Consider the following 17,568-nt stretch of genomic DNA (forward strand, 5'->3'; position numbering starts at 1 on the left):
GACGGTCGGGGGCCGGAGGGCCCGGCCGCGCGGTGGGCGGGCCCCTCCACCCGTCTGCGGGTGTCCGAAGACTGACCCGACTCGCCGCGCTGTGGAAGGCGTCACGCCGGCGATGTCCGCTGAGTGCTAGGACCCGGCGGCTGAGTGCGAAGGGAGCGCAACTCCTGGATCGATTCTGCGCGTGTTCGAGCCCGGTCCTCCGCTGCGGTGCGCGCTGCCTCGGACACGCAGGTGGTGACGCCGGCGGTCACACGACCCGCACCGGCCGCGGTGCGGTGTCCGCGTCCGGCGCGGCCCCGGAGCGGTCCTGCCGGCGCGCTTCGCGCGGAGTCACGGCGAAGCGGTTCTTGAAGGCGCGGCTGAAGTAGTTGTGCGAGGAGAATCCGAGCGCCGGCGCGATTTCCCCGAGCGGACGCCCCTCGCCTTCCGGGGAGGTCAGCAACTCCCACGCGGTCCAGGCGACGGTCGCGCAGGTAGTCGCGCAGCGTCAGGCCCGCGTCGGCGAACGCGCGCGCGAGGTGGCGCGGGCTGATGCCGACCGCTGCGGCCACCCCTTGAGCCGACAGATCGGGGTCGGCCAGGTGCTGCTCGATGTAGTCCTTGGCCGCCGCCACGTAGCACGGGCCGGCTCCCGCCTCGCGGTCCACGACGAGCGGACGGAGGAGGTCCAGGGCGGAGCGTTCCACCTCCGCGCTCACCGGGACGTGCGCCGCGGCGGTGTCCAGTTGCGCCGCCACCGTGCGGCGCACCAGTTTCGCCAGGGTGTGCGCTGCGCGCTGAGCACCGGTTCCGAACGGGAAGATCACCGGTTCGCGCGGCGCGCCACCACTGGTGAGTCCGCAGTAGACCGATCGTGGAACGGTCAGGACGAGTTCTTCCAGTCCACGGGCGAATCCGCGGGTGTAGGGCAGGTCCGCATCGTACATGATGGCCTCGCCCGGTTTCAGGGATTCGTTGCCGCCGCGGTGGAAGAAGAAGGCCTCCCCCTGCGTGGCGAAGAAGATCGCCACCGCGTCCGCGGGGTTGTCGCGGATGAACGACTCCGAGCGCTCCACGATCTGGGGTGAACCGTTGACCTGCGCGAGGCTGAGGTTCGGCAGGTGCACGTTGATCTCCCGCGCGCAGCGGCGATTCGTCGATCGTGCGGATGTCGAGGGGTATGAGAGCTCGGGCGTTGTGGTGCTCCCACATGTGCACCCGGCTCGCCGGAGCGATGCCGTGCGTGGTGAACCGGAGGGTTCTCGGATGAGCGACCTGCTCGGCGTGCTCCTCGGGCATGGCTCCACTCCCGCTGGCCGTCGATCGATTCGCCGATATGCACCGCGTCCGAATCTCCCGGGGAGGCGGCGCGGAATCTTGGCTCGGTACTATGCGGGTGCGCGCGCGGCACGTCAACGCCGCCGCCGGCGCGATGCCGCCGCCGGCACGGCTCCGGGACGGGGACGCCGGCGAGCACCGGCCCTCGGTGGCGCGGCGGAGAGCTCGGCGAGTCAGCGCAGCGAGTCCTCGGTGAACTGCGGGCGCAGCGGGTCGAGCGTGCGCTCGCGCAGGCAGCCGCGCCACACGCCGGCCGCGTAGGCGGCGTCGTCGAGCACGCGCAGCACGGCCCAGTCCCAACCGCGGCCCGCCGACTCGACCAGGCACGGCAGCAGCGCGGCGAGCAGCGCCCGGCGCGCCCGCCGGCTGAACACCGCCGCCACCGCCAGCGGGGGCAGCCAGGTGCGGCGGGCGGCGTCGGCCAGCAACCGGCCCGCGCCGAGGTGCCCCGACCCGGCCAGTCGCAGCGCCTGCGCGGCGGGCAGACCGCGACCGCGGAGCTTGCGGGGGAACAGCGCAGCCGTCACCACCGCGGTGGCCAACGCCGAACAGGGGCGTCCCGCGGCGAGCAACGTCCACGACAACGCGCTCCACCGTGACATCTTCGCGCACGTCAACCGTCCCGGGTGGCGCGCCGACAGCGGTGCCGCCGAGGTGCCGTAGTCGAACCGCTGGCGCAGCCACGCGGCCAGGCCCGCCCGCGGGTCGTGGTGGACCACCGAGCGGGGCTCGTAGCGCACCGCGCGGCCGCTGTCGAGCAGCCGCCACACCAGGTCCACGTCCTCGCCGAAGCGCAGCCGCGCGTCGAAGCCGCCGACCTCCTCCAGGGCGCTGCGGCGCACCACCAGCGCGGCGCCGGGCACGTAGCTGACCCGGCTCATCGGCCGCACCGGGGCCGGCTGCTCCCCCAGGTCGAGGCTGGAACGGCTCCGCTCGTAGCGGGCCACCGCCCCCGGGCCGGAACTGCTGCGCACGCGCGGGGCGACCGCGGCCACCGCCGGGTCGGCGAACTGCGCCAGCACCGGCTCGAGCCAGCCCGGCTCGGGCCGGACGTCGGCGTCGACGAAGGCGACGAGCTCCGTGCCGGCGCGCTGCCACCCCGCATCGCGCGCGGCCGCCGGCCCGCGCGGGGTCTCGTGGCGCACGGCCGCTTCGGGCAGCGGGGCGGCCGAACCGTCGTCGACGAGCACCCGGTCGCCGAGCTCGGCCGTGGCCCGCCACAGCCGGCGGACCCCGGACGGGTCGTCCTTCACCGGCGCCACCAGCGTGACATCGCTCGGTGCGAACCGGCCCGGTGGTGGTTCGGGGTGCAGCAGGCCCGCGTCGATCAGCTGCCGGGCCAGGCGTTGCTCACCCCGGCCCGCTCCGAGCCGCTCGCCGTTCAACCAGCCGGTGACGACGGCGGCTCCGCGGGAACCGAGCCGCAGCAGCCGCAGCGGGGAACCGCCGAGCAGCACGGAGTCGGCGGCGAACCGGCGCAGCGAGGCGTCCGACCGCAGGACCGCGCCTTCCGGCGGGGCCGCGCTTTCCGGTGGTGCAGGACCGTCCGGCGGGGTAGCGGTGCTCAAGCCGTGAACCCCCCGTCCGCGTGCACGACGCTTCCGGTGATGGCCGAGGACTCCGGCGAGCACAGGAAGGCCACCGCGGCGGCGACCTCGTCCGGGTCGAGCAGCCGCTCGGTGAGCTGGTGGCCGGCGAACTCCTCGGCGTCGGACAGGTCGTAGATCGCGGCCGTGGCGTCGAGCATGTCGGTGCGCGTCGAGCCGGGGGAGACGGCGGTGGCGCACACGCCCGTGCCGCGCAGATCGGTCGCCAACCCGCGCACCAGTCCGACCACCGCGTGCTTCGCCGCGTTGTAGGTCGTCAGTCGCCACAGTCCCCGGTGGGCGGCTGCCGAGGCCAGGGCGACGAACCGGCCTGTGCGCGGTTCCGGGCGGCGCAGCAGCGCCGGGATCGCGGCGCGGGCGAGGTTGGCCACACCGGTCACACCGGTGGAGAACAGCACGTCCCACTCGGACTCGTCGGCCTCCCAGAACGGCTCGCCCCCGGCCATGAGCGCGGCCGCGCCCACGGCCGCGTCCAGGCCGCCGAAACGCTCCTCGGCCAGGGCCACGGCGTCGCGCAGCGCAGCGGTCTCCCGGACGTCGGCGGCGGCCTGCACCACTTGCTCGGGGAACTCGTCCGCGAGCGCCGCCAGCTGCTCGGGGGTGGCCAGCGGGTAGGGCACCGCCGGATCGTCGGCGCAGCGGTCGACCGCGATCACCCGCCACCCCGAGCCGGCCAGGCGGCGCACCACTGCCGCGCCGATGCCCCGCGCTGCCCCGGTCACCACGGCCACCCGCGGTTCAGCCATCGCGTTCTCCTCCCCGGAACGAAAAGAAGCTCGTAGACCATGCGGGAACGATCGCCGACAGCGGCGAACGAAGCACTACCGGACCCCGGTTTCGCTCAGCGCGCCGTCCTCGACGGACCACCGGACGAGTGCCGCGGCGAGTCGTTCGGCCATGCCGGTCACCGCGGCCCGCCCCTCCGCGGCCGTTCCGCGCGTCGGGTCGCCGAGCACGCCGCTCGTGCTCACCCCGAGCACACCGTGCCGGGAAAGCGCCGGCATGAGCTCGGCGACCGGTTCGGTGCGCCCGGTGCTGCGGTGCTCGTCGCGGACCGACCCGGGACGCAGCGCCGACATGAGCGCGGTCTCGGTGCGCCCGGCGTGCGCGTCGGAGCCGGGAACGCTGCAGTGCCACCACGCCACGTCCCGTCCTTTCGCCCGCAGCTGCGCGACGGCGCGGGTCAGTCCGGTGAGGTTGCCGCCGTGCGCGTTGACCACGAGCAGCCGCGGCGCCCACCGGCCCAGCGACCGGCCGATCTCGACGAGCAGCCGCTGCAAGGCCTCGTGCCCGGTGGAGACGGTTCCGGGGAAGCCCTCGTGCTCGCCGCTGGCCCCGTAGGGCTGGGCGGGCGCGACGAGCACGTCCGCCGCACCGGCCGCCAGTGCCGCGCCGCGCCGGGCGACCTCCGCGGCCACCGCTGCGTCGGTGTCCAGCGGCAGGTGCGGGCCGTGCTGCTCGCACGCGCCGAGCGGGAGCAGCACGGTGGGGGCGCGGTCGGCCAGCTCGCACCACGAGTGCTCGGCGAGTGCTTCCTCCGGCTGCGGGGGCACCGGCGACTCACCCGGCCCCGAGGGTTTCGGAGCCGCCGAAGCCGCTTTCGAACCCGGACGGGACGACGACGTCGGAGCGGTCGAGGTCGTGCACCGAGGCCTTGCCGAGGCCCAGCAGTGCCGAGTCGAGGCCGCCGCGGAGGATGTCGAGGACGTTCTCCACCCCGGGTTGCCCGTTGGCCGCCAGACCCCACAGGTAGGCCCGGCCGATCATGACGGCCTTGGCGCCCAGCGCGAGGGCCTTGGCCACGTCGCTGCCGCGGCGGACACCGCCGTCGAGGAGCACTTCCACCTGGTCGCCGACGGCGTCGGCGATGCGCGGCAGGGTGCGGATGGCCGCCGGCGTGCCGTCGAGGTTGTTGCCGCCGTGGTTGGACACGGAGATGGCGGTGACCCCGGCGTCGACGGCGCGCTTGGCGTCGTCGACGCGGCCGAGGCCCTTGAGCATGAACGGCCCGTCCCACTGCTCGGCCATCCAGCGGATGTCGTCCCAGCTCGGCGGGGGCGTGAACATCCACTTGCCGTAGGCGCCGAAGAACGTCGGCGCGTCGGCGTCGTCCTGCTCGCGCATGTTCGGCACGGTCAGGTCCGGGATCTGGCGCCGCTTGGCGAACTCGGCGAACCAGCGCGGATGCGTCAGCGCCTGCGGGGCGTACTTGGCCATCGTGCGCAGGTTCATCTTCTCCGGGATCGCCGGGCTGCCCCAGTCCCTGCCGTGCGAGAACGACCAGTCGGTGGTGGCGATGAGGCCCACCGCACCCGCGTCGCGGGCGCGTTGCATGCGCCGTTCGATGTCGTCGCGGCTGCCCACCCAGTAGGTCTGGAAGAAGGTCTGCGGGTTCGCCCGCACGACCTCCTCGACGGGTTTGCTGGCGAACCCGCTCAGCCCCATGGCGGTGCCGCGGTTGGCCGCGGCGCGGGCCACGGCCACCTCTCCGTCGGGGTGCACCGCCTGCACCCCCGTCGGGGAGATGAGCACCGGCAGAGAGATCGGCTGACCCATCACCGCGGTGGACAGTTCCCGCTCGTGGCACAGCCCCGCCACGTGCGGGGCGAAGCCCAGTTGCGCGAAGGCCGCCTGGTTGTCCGCCAGCGTCACGCCCTTCTCCGACCCGGCGACGAGCGCTCCGTAGACCGACCACGGCAGCCGTTTGCGCGCTCTGCGCTGCGCTTCGGCGACGGTTTCGAACCAGCCGCTACCCATGGGGATCTTCCTTTCCTGACAGCTGGGAGTTGTGCGGGCGCGCGGCCCGGATCGCTCAGGTCATGCCCGCCAGCGGGCTCTCGTCGCAGGCGCGGTCGGGTCGGCGCAGGCCGGGCAGGCCCAACATCACCTGCTGCTGCTTCGCGCTGGGCCTGGAGTGGTCCTGCGCGGGCCGCGGCGCCTGCTCCGCGTCGACCTGGGCCAGTGCGGCCTCGCCGTGGCCCTTGACGCACTCGGGATCCGGCCCGTCCAGCGCGAGCCCGGTGAAGAACTTCGCCGCCATGCAGCCACCCTGGCAGGCGTCGTAGGCCGAGCACGACAGACACGCCCCACCGGTCTGCGGCCGGCGCAGCTCGTGGAACAGCTCGGAGTCCCACCACACGGGGCCGAATCCCGCCTCGCGGACGTTGCCGGCGTGGAAGGCGTCGTGGATGGCGAACGGGCAGGCGTAGACGTCGCCGACCGGGTCGATCAGGCACACCACCCGGCCCGCGCCGCACAGGTTCAACCCCGGCAGCGGTTCCGAGCCCAGCGCGTTGAGGTGGAAGAACGAGTCGCCGGTGAGCACCTCATCGCCGTGCTCCAGCAGCCACCGGTAGAGGGTGTACTGCTGCTCGGCGCTGGGGTGCAGCTCGTCCCACACGTCCGCACCCCGGCCCGAGGGGCGCAACCGGGTGATGCGCAGCTGCGCGTCGAAGCCGTCGGCGATGCGCTTGAACTCGTCGAGCTGGCCGACGTTCTGGCTGGTCATCACCACCGAGATCTTGAACCCGCGCATGCCGGCCGCGTGCAGGTTGGCCATGGCGGCCACGGCCGCGTCGTACGAACCCGGCCCGCGCACCGCGTCGTTGACCTCGCGGGTGGCTCCGTCCAGCGAGATCTGCACGTCCACGTAGTCGGTCGCGGCCAGCCACCGGGCGCGCTCGGCGTCGATCCGGTGACCGTTGGTGGAGAACTTGATGCCCACGTTGTGGTCCACGGCGTAGGAGACCAGTTCCCAGAAGTCCTGGCGCACGGTCGGCTCGCCACCGCCGATGTTGACGTAGAAGACCTGCATCCGCTCGAGCTCGTCGATGACGGCCTTGATCTCGTCGGTGCTCAGCTCGTCCGGGTCGCGCCTGCCGGACGAGGACAGGCAGTGCGCGCAGGACAGGTTGCAGGCGTAGGTCCACTCCCAGGTCAGGCAGATCGGCGCGTCCAGCCCGTACTTGAACTGCTCCACCAGCGGTGGGGCTTGCGAGGTGGTGGCGGTGCTGGTCTTCAACGGCGCGTTCATCGGACCTCCTATCGGGTCGGCCCCGGCGGCGCCGGGGAGGGACCGGCGCCGAGGGGTGCAGCGGCCTCCTCGGCTGCCGGGGGCGCGCTCACGCGGGCACGATCATGCCCGTGCGCGCCAGCGCGGCCAGGGCTTTCAGGTAGCTCGCCTGCTCGGCCCCGGGCAGGTGGGTCACCGCCGCCCGGACCGAGGAGTGCTGCGTCAGCTCCCGCACGATCTCGACCAGCTGCGGCGTCTTCAAGAACGAGAGCTGGCGGGTGCCGAAGTGGTAGGCCAGCGCGCCGAAGCGCTCGGGCCGCAGCGCCACGTTCGGACTCAACCGGTACGGGCGGTCCGGGTCGAAAACCGGGGCGGACTCCTCCGGGGCCGCGGCGGCCCCGGAGGAGCGGGTCTCGGCCGACATCAGTAGACCCCGCACATCCCGTCGATCGAAACCTCCTCGACGAGGAGCTCCTCAGCGGCGACGTCCTCGGCCGCCGGCTGCTCGGAACCGTTCTGCTCGCTCATCGCGCATCCTCCTGATCCATCGCGGGTGGTGCGGTCCTCGGATCCGCACCGACCGGAGCCGAAGTTAGTCGGCGCGACGGCAGGTGGACGCCGTGCCAGCGGACGTGGTTTCCCCCTCCATTCGGGCAGGTAGCAGTCCTACACCGACTGCTCCGCGCGGCGGTGAAGCCGTGCGGAACGCGGGTGCGCCGGGCATTTCCCGCGGCGGGCAGGTGGTTCCCCCGTCCGTTCGCACGGGGCCGCCCCGGACCGCCCGGTCGCGGTTGCCTGGCCGAGGCGGCGGTTCCGGCCGCGAAGCCTTCCGCGCCGGCTCCGGGTCGCCCTAGCGTCCCGGTGCAGGTGATCCGCGTCACCTCGCGAATGCGGAGACCACGAGCGAACGCGCGTCGGGGAGTGCAGCGGTGCGCGCGGTGAGAGGAGAATCGAATGCAGGTCGAAGAGCTGTTCAAACCCTTCCCGCTCAAGGAGTTCCACCCGGTTCCCCGGGCGCTGCTCGGGCCGGGATCGCACGAGATGATCGGTCCGGAGGCCCTTGGCATCGGAATGCGCCGACCGCTGGTGATGACCTCCGGACTGCGCGGAACCGGCATCGTGCACAAGATCTTCGAGTCGCTGAAGTACCACGGCCTCGAACCGGTCCTGTACGACAAGGTGGAGTCGAATCCGAAGGACTACAACGTCATGGATTCGGTGCAGCTCTACCAGGAGAACTCCTGCGACGGATTCATCTCCATCGGCGGCGGGTCCTCGCACGACGCGTGCAAGGGCGCGCGGATCTCGGTGGCCCACGACGGGCGCAACGTCAACGAGTTCGAGGGCTTCAACAAGAGCGAGAACGCCAAGAACCCGCCGCACATCGCCGTGTCCACCACGGCGGGCACCGGTTCGGAAACCTCGTGGGCCTACGTCATCACCGACACCACCACCGACCCGGAGAACCCGCACAAGTACGTCGCCTTCGACGACCACTCTGTGACCACCCTGGCCATCGACGACCCGGTGCTGTACTACGACCTGCCCACCCACTTCACCGCGCAGTGCGGTTTCGACGTGCTCGCGCACGCCTCCGAGCCCTACGTCGCCCGGCTCGACTTCACCCCCTCCATGGGGCAGGCGCGCCACGCCGCCGAACTCGTGGGGCAGCACCTGCGCACCGCCACGTGGAACGGGCAGAACCTGGCCGCTCGCGAAGGCATGATGTACGCCCAGTACATCGCGGGGCAGGCGTTCAACTCCGGCGGTCTCGGCGTGGTCCACTCGATCTCGCACGCGGTCAGCGCCTTCTACGACACCCACCACGGGTTGAACAACGCGATCGCGCTGCCGCGCGTGTGGGCTTGGAACCTGCCCGTGGCCTACAAGCAGTACGCCGAGCTGGCCGAGGCGCTCGGCGTGGACACCACCGGGATGAACGACGTGAAGGCCGCCGACGCCGCCGTGGCCGCAGCGGTCCGGCTGCTGCGCGACGTGGGCATCACGGAGAAGTTCACCGACATCACCCGGGACACCCACGAGAAGAACCGCCTGGGGCAGGGTCCGACGAAGTTCTACGAGAAGCGCATCGCCATCAAGGGCGACAAGGACGACGTGGACCGCGTGTCGCAGCACATCCTCGGGGACGCCTGCACGCCCGGGAACCCGAAGGAGACCACCTTCGAGACCGTGCGCCCGGTCGTGGAGCACGCGTTCAACGGTGATCTCGACGACCTGCTGACCTGAGGCCACCCGCCACCGGCGCCCGCCCACCGCGGCGGGCGCCGGTGGCGCCGCACCGGAAACCACGTGGAAAGGCGAGGCCTTGAGCCCTACGCAGAGCTTCGACTCCGTCGAGCACACCGCCAGCGCCCTGGCCGAGGTCGGCTACCTGGCCGACCGCAGGTTGGCCACCACCGTGTACCTGCAGACCCGGTTGGAAAAGCCCGTGCTGCTGGAAGGACCGGCCGGCGTCGGCAAGACCGAACTCGCCCGGGCCCTGGCCGAGGCCACCGGGCGGCGCATGGTGCGGCTGCAGTGCTACGAGGGGCAGGACGAGAGCCGGGCCCTGTACGAGTGGGACTACGGCAAGCAGATGCTCTACACCCAGATGTTGCGGGAGAAGATCGGCGAGATCGTCGAGAGCTCCACCGACATCGCCGGAGCGGTCGAGGAGATCGGCGCGCACGAGGACGTGTTCTTCTCCGAGCGCTTCCTGTCCGCGCGGCCGCTGCTGGAGGCGATCCGCTCGGAAACGCCGGTGGTGCTGCTCGTCGACGAGATCGACCGCGCCGACGAGGCCCTGGAGGCGGTGCTGCTGGAAATCCTGTCCGAAGGGCAGGTATCGGTCCCCGAGATCGGCACCTTCATCGCGCAGCACCCGCCGCACGTGGTGCTGACCTCGAACAACACCCGGGAGTTGTCCGCGGCGCTGAAACGCCGCTGCCTGCACCTGTTCCTCGACTACCCGGACGCCGGCCGGGAGCTGGAGATCCTCCGCTCCAAGAGCACCGGGGTCGGCGACGCGCTGGCCGCGCACCTGGTGCAGGTCGTGCGCGGACTGCGCGAGTTGGACCTGCGCAAACCGCCGAGCATCGCGGAGGCGGTCGACTGGGCCCGCACGCTAGCCGTGCTGGGCATCGCCGAACTCGGCACCGAGGAGCTGGAATCCACGCTGTCGGTGGTGCTCAAGTACGACAAGGACCTCGCCCGCGCCCGCGAACAGCTGGACGCGCTCGTCGAGGGGGAGGTCCCCGGCACCGCCGGCACCCCGGGGGCCGGGGGCCCGGCCGACCGGGAGGGCCGGGCGGTGCGCAGCGCCAAGGACGAGCCCGGCCGGCACGGCCCCGGCATCTACGGGGAACCGGACGCGCACGGGGAACGCGGCCGGACCGGCAACGGCGAACGCTCCACCCCGCCCCGGGTGAGCGCCGGCCAGGGGGAGCGGTCGTTCACCTCCAAGTTCCGCCGCCGCGGCAACGCCTGAAGGAGGGGTCGTGGAGTCCACAGTGGTGCGCTTCGCCCGTCTGCTGCGGATGCGCGGTGTGCGCCTTTCGGTGTCCGAAGTGCTCGACGCGCTGCGCGGCCTGTGCGCGCCGGGGGTGTTGGAGGAGCGCGCGCTGTTCCGGGAGGCGTTGCGCAGTGCGCTGATCAAGGACCAGCGCGACGACCCGGTGTTCGACGAGCTGTTCGCCGCCCTCTTCGCCGCAGATCCCGTCGCCGCCGCCGATGAACCCGCGGCGGAGGACGAACCGGCGGCGGGCGCGGCGTTGGAGGATTTCACCCTCGGCGACGTCGAGCAGCGCCCGCCGCGCGCGGACATGGAAAGCCCGGACGCCGAAGTCGGCGACCTGTTCGACGAGGACGACCTCATCGAGCGCTACAGCCCGCACCCGGAACTGAACCCGATCAGCATGAGCTCCGACTCCTCCGACGAGCTCATGCTCTCCCAGGACGACGTGGCCGGCATCGACAACAGCGACCACGTGCAGCTGGAAACCGACCGCATGGGCGGCACCCCGCCGCCGGGGGAGCTGTCCTCGGCCAACGCGCAGCGCATCGACGCCGATCTGACCGACGAGCAGCAGGACGCCCTGCTGGGCTGGCTGTCGCCGCTTTCCGATCCGACCGCGGCGGAGGACGACGGCGACGCCGACGACGCCGCCGCGCTGCGCCGCCGGTTGTCCGGACTGCTGCAGCACCTGCCGGAGGCGCTCGAGCAGCACATCGCGCGGTTGCTCGCCGCCGGGCACGACGCCGAGGAGGCCGGTGACCCCGCGGTGCTGGACCGGATCGACCGCAGCGAGCGGGAGGAGCTCGAGGACTCGCTGAACCAGCTGGCGCAGAGCCTGCGCGGCGGGCTCACCAGCCGTCGCGTGATCTCCTCCCGCGGGCGCGTCGACTCGGCCCGGACCATGCGTCGCAACATGCGCTTCGACGGGGTTCCGTTTCGCCCGATCGCGGTGCGCCGCACCGAGGACAAACCGCGGCTGGTCGTGCTCGCCGACGTGAGCCTGTCGGTGCGCGCCACCGCCCGGTTCACCCTCCACCTGGTGCACGGGTTGCAGAACCGGTTCCGGAAGGTGCGCAGCTTCGCCTTCGTCGCCGAAGTCGCCGAGGTCACCTCGCTGTTCAGCACCCGTCCCAGCGAGCACGCGCTCGGGTTGATCTTCGACGGGCGCACCCTCGACGTGGACGCCGACTCCGACTGCGGGAAGGTGTTCGGCGACTTCCTCGAGGAGTACCGCGGGGCGCTCGACCGCAGCACCACGGTCGTCGTCCTCGGCGATGGCCGCAACAACGGCCGGCCGCCGAACCTCCCTGCGTTGGAGGAGATCTCGCGGGCGTGCCGCGAGCTCATCTGGCTCACCCCGGAACCCCGCCACTCGTGGGCCCTGGGCGGGTGCGACCTGCCGCACTACGCCGAGAACTGCGACCGCGTGCAGGTGGTGCGGGACCTGACCGGGCTGCGCCGCACCGCGGAGCGGATGGCCGAGGAGGTGACCGGGCGATGAGCGTGCCGCTGCGCACCGGTGGGCCGATCGACGCCTTCGACGCGTCGACCCCCGGGCGGTACTCCGACGGGCTCATCGAGGTCACCCGGGCCGAGCTCATGGGCGGAACCGAGCAGCGCACCGTGGCCAGCACGCGGCACTTCTGCCTGCGCCGCAACGGGGACCGGCTGCGCATCGGCCATCGGGTAGCGCCGGAGCGGCTCGACAACGAACTCGCCGGGCTGCTCGTGGAGGAGCTGTTCGTCCCGGGGTGGCTCAACGGCGCCGAGGTGTTCGAGCGCGTGTTCACCGGGGTCGTCAAGACCACTGTGGACGATCCGGTGCGGGGGTGGTCGCTGTTCTACGACAACACCCTCGAACGCATCCGGCAGCTGTGGTCGAGCGCGCCGGGCGAGGAGAGCTCCTCCATCGCGGAGATCGTCCCGGTCTACCGGCGCTGCCTCGAACTCGTGCCGGGCGGGCGCGTGCTGGACTTGGGGGCGTGCTTCGGCTTCCTCCCCGTGCTGCTGGCCGAACGGGGCGGCACCGAGGTCATCGCCTCCGACATCGATCAGGGTTCCATCGACCTGCTGCGGCGCATGACGCGGCACCGGGGCGTGCCGATGGGAACCCTGGTCTGCGACGCGGCGCGCGTGCCGCTGCCGGACGGCGCGGTGGACACCGTGCTGGCCGTGCACCTGCTGGAACACCTCGAACCGGAGCACGGGGCCGCCGTGCTCGCCGAGGCGCGGCGCCTGGCCCGGCGCCGCGTCGTCGTCGCCGTCCCCTTCGAACAGGAACCGACCGCGGCCTACGGCCACGTGCGCACGTTCGACCCGTACGCGCTGGAGGAGCTCGGCCGCTGGACCGGCGAACCGTTCGAGGTGCACCAGCACCACGGCGGCTGGCTGGTGATCGACAGGGGTTGAGCTGTTAGATCAGCCCCGCCTTGCTCGCGGAGTAGACGGCTTCGGCCCTGCTGGACACGCACAGCTTGCGCATCACGTTGCGCACGTGGAACTTCACCGTCGTCTCGGAGATGTAGAGCTGGCCGCCGATCTCCCGGTTGCTCAACCCGCGGGCGAGAAGCTCCAGCACCCGCAGTTCGCGGGTGGTCAGTTCCGGTTCCTCTTCCTGGTTGCTGATCGAGTGCGCCATCGCCGCCGCGGACCGCGAGTCGAACGCGCACTCCTCGCGCGCCACGGCCCGGATCGAGCGCACCAGCTCGGTGGTGTCCACGTCCTTGACAACGTACCCCCGCGCGCCCCGGCGCAGCGCCTCCACCACGAGGTCGTCCTCCAGGAACGTGGTGAACACGAGCACGCCGATGCCGCTGTGCGCGCTGGTGATCTCCTCGCACAGCTGCAGCCCCTCGGTGGAGTCCCCGTAGGAGAGCTTCAGGTCCAGCAGCACGACCTCGGGTTCGCAGCGGGGGACGAACGCGAGCGCCTCCTCCGCGCTGGAGGCCTCGCAGACCACCGCGAGGTCGTGCTCGCGTTCCAGCACGGCGCGCAGCCCCTGGCGGACGATCGCGTGGTCGTCGACCAGCATGATCCGCACCTCGCCGCTGCCGTGCTGCGCAGCCGGGGCGGCACTTCCGCGCGTGGCGGCTTCAGTCATCGCCAATCCCTCCAAGCCAGGGGCAGCGGCACCGCCAGGTGCACCAGCACGCCGCCGAGATCCGCGCGCCGGATGCTCAGTTCCCCGCCCATTTCCTCGGCCCTGCCCGCCATGTTCGCCAGACCGCAGTGGTGCCCGGCGCGCTCGTTCCCGCCGGTGAGGAGGGCCCGCTGCAGCGCCTCCGGGTCGCCGGTGCCGTCGTCGGCGACCGACAGCACCACCCGCTCGTCGGAGTAGTGCAGATCCACCACCGCGCGCGCGGCGTTGGCGTGCGTGGCCGTGTTGAACAGCGCCTCACCGGTTAACCGCAGCATCGAGTGCTCGACCGCGGGCGGCAGCGCCACCGGCTCACCCGCCACCCGCACCGACACCTCGACCTCGGTGGGCAGGTGCACGTGCGAGAGCCGCTCCAGCAGCACCGGAAGCGAACCGGGGGCCTCGTCGCTGGCGTTGTGCAGGGCGTAGATCGCCGAGCGCAGCTGCGAGACCGCCTGCTGGGTGAGTTCCTTGGCCGGCGCCAGCCGGTGGGCCACGTCGCCGGCCGGGCCCGGCACGCCCTCCAGCTCCGAACGGCACACCTCGACGATCATGCCCGCGCTGAGCACGGCCTGGGTGACGCTGTCGTGCAGTTCGCGCGCGATGCGGTGGCGTTCCTCGTCGATCACCTGCCGCTGGATCGCGGCGGTCAGCCGCTGCTGGACGTCCTCGAGCTCGGCCTGGCGCTGCACGAGGTGCTCGGCCTGCCGCGAGGCCTCCGCGGTGAGCTGGTCGGCCCTGCCGCGCAGGTGCGCCGCGGTCTGGAACAGGTGCGCGTTGTACAGCGCCACCGCGGCCTGGTTCGCCAGCACGCGGATGATCGCCAGGTCCGTGTCGGCGAGCTGCACCTGCGGCCCCGCGAGCGCGACGATCCCGCCGACCGGTTCCTCCTCGAGCATCATCGGCGCCCGCACGAGTCCGGTGGCGATCGAGCAGGACTCGAGCTCCCGCGGGGCGTCCCGCACCGTCGCCAGGTGCTCGCGCACCTCACCGGGGAGGTCCTGTTCGCGGTCGATGAGCCGGCCGTGGTGGTACAACAGCTGCCCCGGGCGCATCCCGGCCAGTCGCCCGCCCGAGATCGCCAACAGCAGCCACCGGGCCTGCAGGTGCTCCGCGGCGGCGGTGACGACCGCCTCGACCAAGGCGCGCGGCCCTTCCGCCGACCGCACGAGCGCCTGCGATATCTCGTCGAGCGCCTGCACGGTGCGCGTGAGGCGTTCGTTGGAACGGCGGTACTCGGGGTAGAACGAGTGCTTGCTGGAGCGCACTCCGGTCAGCTCGCCGAGCGTGGCCGGGTCGTCAGAGCGGGCGACGTCGTCCATGCCGACCTCACATGGCAGCGCGGAACAGCGCCTCGACCTGGTGCTGGTCCATGGGGCGCGGGTTGGTGGTCAGGCACGCGTCGCGCAGCGTCGTGCGTGCGAGGTGCTCGACGTTGTGCTCGCCGACGCCGAGCCGGACCAGCCCCCGCGGCACGCCGACGGAGTCGGCGAGTTCGCGCACCCGGTCGGCGAGCATGTCGGCCGCTTCGTCGGCGGGCGCGCGGTCGGCGTCGATGCCCGCGGCGCCGGCCAGGGGGCGGTAGCGCTCGGGGTCCTCCGCGGCGTTGAACCGGATCACGTGCGGCAGCAGGATCGCGTTGATCACCCCGTGCGGGGCGTCGAGCAACCCGCCCACCTGGTGGCTCATCGCGTGGGTGGCGCCGAGGATCGCGTTGGTGAAGGCCATGCCCGCCTCCAGCGAGCCCTGGGCCATCGCCGTGCGGGCCGGCATCTGGTGCGGGGCGATCAGGGTGTGCAGCAGGTTCCCGGTGACCAGGCCGACGGCGTGCAGCGCGTGGTGGTCGGTGAGGGGGTTGTGCGCGCGGGAGACGTACGACTCGACGGCATGGGTGAGCGCGTCGAGCCCGGTGGCGGCGTTGAGCCACTCCGGCATCGTGGTCAGCAGCCGCGGGTCGACGATCGAGATCTCCGGGACGAGGGTGCGACTGATGATGGTCACCTTGGTCGACCGAGCGGTGTCGGTGACCACGCAGAACTGCGAGACGTCGGCACCCGTCCCCGAGGTCGAGGGCACCATGACCAGCGGTGGGATCGGTTTGACGACTTCGTCCACGCCTTCGTAGTCGAGGACGTGGCCGCCGTTGCCGGAGAGGATGGCGACGCCCTTGGCGGCGTCCACGCACGAACCGCCGCCCACCGCGACGATCACGTCGCTGCCGGTTTCGACGTACTCGGCGTAGGCGGCCTGGACCTCGTGGTCCTTGGGGTTCGGGGTGAGCTCGCTGAACACGACGGGGTGCAGGCCGACCGAGCGCAGGTGCGCGCAGGCCTCGCGGACCCACCCGGCTTCGACCACGCCCGGGTCGGTGACCAGGAACGGGCGGCGCGCGCCGAGGCGGCCCGCGCTGTGCCCGAGTTCGGACAGGGCTTCGGGCCCGAACACGATCTCGGGGGCGTGGAACTTGGCGAGCTGACCCGCTGCCGGTTGCTCTGCCGTCGGATTCCCCGCTGGCGGCTGTTCGGCTTCCGGCGCGGTGCCGGTGGGCGGGGCTTCGCTCAGCTGCTCCGGGACGGTCCCGGCATCACCGGTGCCCACGCCCGGGCGAAGTCCTGTCATCGGCTGCCTCCGAGATGCGTACGCGGCTTGGGTGCAGCACGCGCTCAGGACGCGGTCCCCGGATCGATCACGGTGCGCACGGGACTCACCCGGTCGCAGGGGAACCCGCCTCGACGCGCGTGTTCCTCGATGCGTTCCGGGTCGGTCGCCTCGTAGACGCAGTAGAGCTTGTCGGGGGTCACGTAGGATTCGATCCAGCGCACCTCATCGCCCATCCCGGCGAGGACCTCGTTCGACTTCGCCGAGAGCTCGCGCAACTCTCCCCCGGAGAGGTCCCCGGCCCCGGGCACGGTTCGTTCCACCACGTAACGCTCCACGGCAGCTCCCTCGGTACTCGTGGCCGCGCCACCTCGCGTGAGTGACGCACGGCATAGCACGACGGTAATCGGTGCGCCACCCGGGCGTAACCCCTCCGGGGCGGTGCGCGCACCTGCCCGGATGGTCAGGTGACCAGCGAGCAACCCCGGTGCACCTGCGATAGCCGCTCCGCGGGCGGGGTGCGGTTGGCAGCCGATGCCCGAAGGCGCCCGGACGCGTCGCGGGACCGCTCGATCAGCCCTGCGCGGGGGCGAGCGGTTTGCGGGCGAGCAGGAAGCCCTGCGGAGTCCCCTCGCTGTAGTCGCCGCTCTCGTCCGGCTCGCGCACCAGGCGGGCGCGCACGTCCAGCCCCGCCCGTTCGAGCAGGCCGGTGAGCCCCTCCGGCCGCAACCGGTGGAAGTCGAGCGAGACGGGGGTGCCGCCCACGTCGGTGCGGTGCTCGACCTCGTCACCGACCTGGAAGGCCAGCTGCAGGTGGCCGCCGGGGGCCAGCACCCGGGCGAACTCGGCGAAGGCGACCGGCCGGTGCTCCTCCGGGAGGTGGATGACCGAGTACCAGGCGACGAGACCGCCGAGCGCCGCGTCGCCGATGTCCAGGCCGAGCATCGACCCCTCGGAGAAGCGCAGCCCGGGGTGCTCCCGCCTCGCCGCAGCGAGCATGCGCGGCGACAGGTCCACGCCGAACACCTCGAGACCGAGACCGCTCAGGTGCGCGGTGATGCGGCCGGTCCCGCAGCCGACGTCGGCGACCGGACCGGTACCGGCGGTGCGGACGAGCTCGGCGAACCCGCCGAGCACGGCGCGGTCCACGGGCTTGGCCGCCAGTTCCCCGCGGATCCACGACGCGTACGCGTCCGCACCCGCGTCGTAGGACCACCGGGTGCGCCGCAGGAAATCCGGTTCGTCCGTGCGAGCACCGTAGCGCCGGCCGGCGCCTGCTTCGAAGCCACCCGTTCCCGGCGCGGACGGCGCCACCTCCGGGGGATCGCGCCGCGCGACGAGCAGCCGTGGCGGCGCGCGGAACCGCCGCGCACGTGGATCCGTG

At 72.4% G+C, this 17,568-nt stretch carries 17 protein-coding genes; 4 read left to right on the forward strand and 13 right to left on the reverse strand.

The genetic code is table 11. The features are described 5' to 3' along the window. Positions 1 to 101 precede the first annotated feature (101 nt). From ACYVJE_RS08070 to mftA, 8 genes are all read right to left on the reverse strand, one after another. Positions 102 to 1,106, reverse strand: coding sequence for an AraC-like ligand-binding domain-containing protein (locus tag ACYVJE_RS08070; RefSeq protein WP_461143977.1), 1,005 nt, complete (start codon positions 1,104 to 1,106; stop codon positions 102 to 104). Between the two features lie 384 nt (positions 1,107 to 1,490). Continuing rightward, positions 1,491 to 2,885, reverse strand: coding sequence for a mycofactocin biosynthesis glycosyltransferase MftF (mftF, locus tag ACYVJE_RS08075; RefSeq protein ID WP_461143978.1), 1,395 nt, complete (start codon positions 2,883 to 2,885; stop codon positions 1,491 to 1,493). After that, entirely contained in the window at positions 2,882 to 3,670 is a 789-nt protein-coding gene (locus tag ACYVJE_RS08080) for a mycofactocin-coupled SDR family oxidoreductase (RefSeq protein WP_461143979.1), read from the reverse strand. Before ACYVJE_RS08080 ends, mftF begins: the two co-directional genes overlap by 4 nt. A gap of 75 nt (positions 3,671 to 3,745) precedes the next feature. Next, entirely contained in the window at positions 3,746 to 4,477 is a 732-nt protein-coding gene (gene mftE, locus ACYVJE_RS08085; RefSeq protein WP_461143980.1) for a mycofactocin biosynthesis peptidyl-dipeptidase MftE, read from the reverse strand. 7 nt (positions 4,478 to 4,484) lie between these two features. After that, the gene (gene mftD, locus ACYVJE_RS08090) at positions 4,485 to 5,681 is read right to left on the reverse strand and encodes a pre-mycofactocin synthase MftD (protein ID WP_461143981.1); all 1,197 of its coding nucleotides are present in this window, start codon (positions 5,679 to 5,681) and stop codon (positions 4,485 to 4,487) included. A 55-nt stretch (positions 5,682 to 5,736) separates the two neighbouring features. Continuing rightward, positions 5,737 to 6,957: a mycofactocin radical SAM maturase gene (gene mftC, locus ACYVJE_RS08095; RefSeq protein ID WP_461143982.1), complete on the reverse strand. Its 1,221-nt coding sequence runs from the start codon at positions 6,955 to 6,957 to the stop codon at positions 5,737 to 5,739. An 88-nt stretch (positions 6,958 to 7,045) separates the two neighbouring features. Next, the gene (mftB, locus tag ACYVJE_RS08100; RefSeq protein WP_459156012.1) at positions 7,046 to 7,360 is read right to left on the reverse strand and encodes a mycofactocin biosynthesis chaperone MftB; all 315 of its coding nucleotides are present in this window, start codon (positions 7,358 to 7,360) and stop codon (positions 7,046 to 7,048) included. Beyond that, complete coding sequence (mftA, locus tag ACYVJE_RS08105) at positions 7,360 to 7,464, reverse strand: mycofactocin precursor MftA (RefSeq protein ID WP_459156011.1); 105 nt, start codon at positions 7,462 to 7,464, stop codon at positions 7,360 to 7,362. The genes mftB and mftA overlap by 1 nt, the downstream gene beginning before the upstream one ends. Before the next feature lie 426 nt (positions 7,465 to 7,890). Between mftA and mdo the strand changes: the two genes are divergently transcribed. The 4 genes from mdo (at position 7,891) to mftM (ending at position 12,859) form a co-directional block, all read left to right on the forward strand. Continuing rightward, a complete protein-coding gene (mdo, locus tag ACYVJE_RS08110) occupies positions 7,891 to 9,183 on the forward strand; it encodes an NDMA-dependent methanol dehydrogenase (RefSeq protein ID WP_459156010.1) in 1,293 nt (430 codons plus the stop codon). Positions 9,184 to 9,262: 79 nt separating this feature from the next. Continuing rightward, positions 9,263 to 10,423: an AAA family ATPase gene (locus ACYVJE_RS08115; protein WP_461143983.1), complete on the forward strand. Its 1,161-nt coding sequence runs from the start codon at positions 9,263 to 9,265 to the stop codon at positions 10,421 to 10,423. A 10-nt stretch (positions 10,424 to 10,433) separates the two neighbouring features. Further along, positions 10,434 to 11,951, forward strand: coding sequence for a VWA domain-containing protein (locus tag ACYVJE_RS08120; protein ID WP_461143984.1), 1,518 nt, complete (start codon positions 10,434 to 10,436; stop codon positions 11,949 to 11,951). Continuing rightward, positions 11,948 to 12,859, forward strand: a complete 912-nt coding sequence (mftM, locus tag ACYVJE_RS08125) for a mycofactocin oligosaccharide methyltransferase MftM (protein WP_459156007.1) — start codon at positions 11,948 to 11,950, stop codon at positions 12,857 to 12,859. The genes ACYVJE_RS08120 and mftM overlap by 4 nt, the downstream gene beginning before the upstream one ends. Positions 12,860 to 12,863: 4 nt before the next feature. On the opposite strand, the gene ACYVJE_RS08130 is transcribed toward mftM, so the two are convergent. From ACYVJE_RS08130 to ACYVJE_RS08150, 5 genes are all read right to left on the reverse strand, one after another. Then, the gene (locus ACYVJE_RS08130) at positions 12,864 to 13,550 is read right to left on the reverse strand and encodes a MadR family response regulator transcription factor (protein ID WP_459156006.1); all 687 of its coding nucleotides are present in this window, start codon (positions 13,548 to 13,550) and stop codon (positions 12,864 to 12,866) included. Continuing rightward, on the reverse strand, positions 13,547 to 14,908 hold the full coding sequence (locus ACYVJE_RS08135; RefSeq protein ID WP_459156005.1) for a MadS family sensor histidine kinase: 1,362 nt from the start codon (positions 14,906 to 14,908) through the stop codon (positions 13,547 to 13,549). The genes ACYVJE_RS08130 and ACYVJE_RS08135 overlap by 4 nt, the downstream gene beginning before the upstream one ends. 7 nt (positions 14,909 to 14,915) lie before the next feature. After that, a complete protein-coding gene (locus ACYVJE_RS08140; protein ID WP_461143985.1) occupies positions 14,916 to 16,205 on the reverse strand; it encodes an iron-containing alcohol dehydrogenase in 1,290 nt (429 codons plus the stop codon). 44 nt (positions 16,206 to 16,249) lie between these two features. After that, on the reverse strand, positions 16,250 to 16,522 hold the full coding sequence (locus tag ACYVJE_RS08145; protein WP_461143986.1) for a DUF4242 domain-containing protein: 273 nt from the start codon (positions 16,520 to 16,522) through the stop codon (positions 16,250 to 16,252). A 235-nt stretch (positions 16,523 to 16,757) separates the two neighbouring features. Then, on the reverse strand, positions 16,758 to 17,414 hold the full coding sequence (locus ACYVJE_RS08150) for a class I SAM-dependent DNA methyltransferase (protein WP_461144034.1): 657 nt from the start codon (positions 17,412 to 17,414) through the stop codon (positions 16,758 to 16,760). Positions 17,415 to 17,568 lie beyond the last annotated feature (154 nt).

The organism is Salinifilum aidingensis, assembly GCF_054782015.1.

Coding starts and splice junctions, on each gene's coding strand:
- ACYVJE_RS08135 (WP_459156005.1), bottom strand. CDS start 14,908: ATGGACGACGTCGCCCGCTCTGACGACCCGGCCACGCTCGGCGAGCTG.
- mftA (WP_459156011.1), bottom strand. CDS start 7,464: ATGAGCGAGCAGAACGGTTCCGAGCAGCCGGCGGCCGAGGACGTCGCC.
- ACYVJE_RS08140 (WP_461143985.1), bottom strand. CDS start 16,205: ATGACAGGACTTCGCCCGGGCGTGGGCACCGGTGATGCCGGGACCGTC.
- mftB (WP_459156012.1), bottom strand. CDS start 7,360: ATGTCGGCCGAGACCCGCTCCTCCGGGGCCGCCGCGGCCCCGGAGGAG.
- mdo (WP_459156010.1), top strand. CDS start 7,891: ATGCAGGTCGAAGAGCTGTTCAAACCCTTCCCGCTCAAGGAGTTCCAC.
- ACYVJE_RS08130 (WP_459156006.1), bottom strand. CDS start 13,550: ATGACTGAAGCCGCCACGCGCGGAAGTGCCGCCCCGGCTGCGCAGCAC.
- mftD (WP_461143981.1), bottom strand. CDS start 5,681: ATGGGTAGCGGCTGGTTCGAAACCGTCGCCGAAGCGCAGCGCAGAGCG.
- mftM (WP_459156007.1), top strand. CDS start 11,948: ATGAGCGTGCCGCTGCGCACCGGTGGGCCGATCGACGCCTTCGACGCG.
- mftC (WP_461143982.1), bottom strand. CDS start 6,957: ATGAACGCGCCGTTGAAGACCAGCACCGCCACCACCTCGCAAGCCCCA.
- ACYVJE_RS08080 (WP_461143979.1), bottom strand. CDS start 3,670: ATGGCTGAACCGCGGGTGGCCGTGGTGACCGGGGCAGCGCGGGGCATC.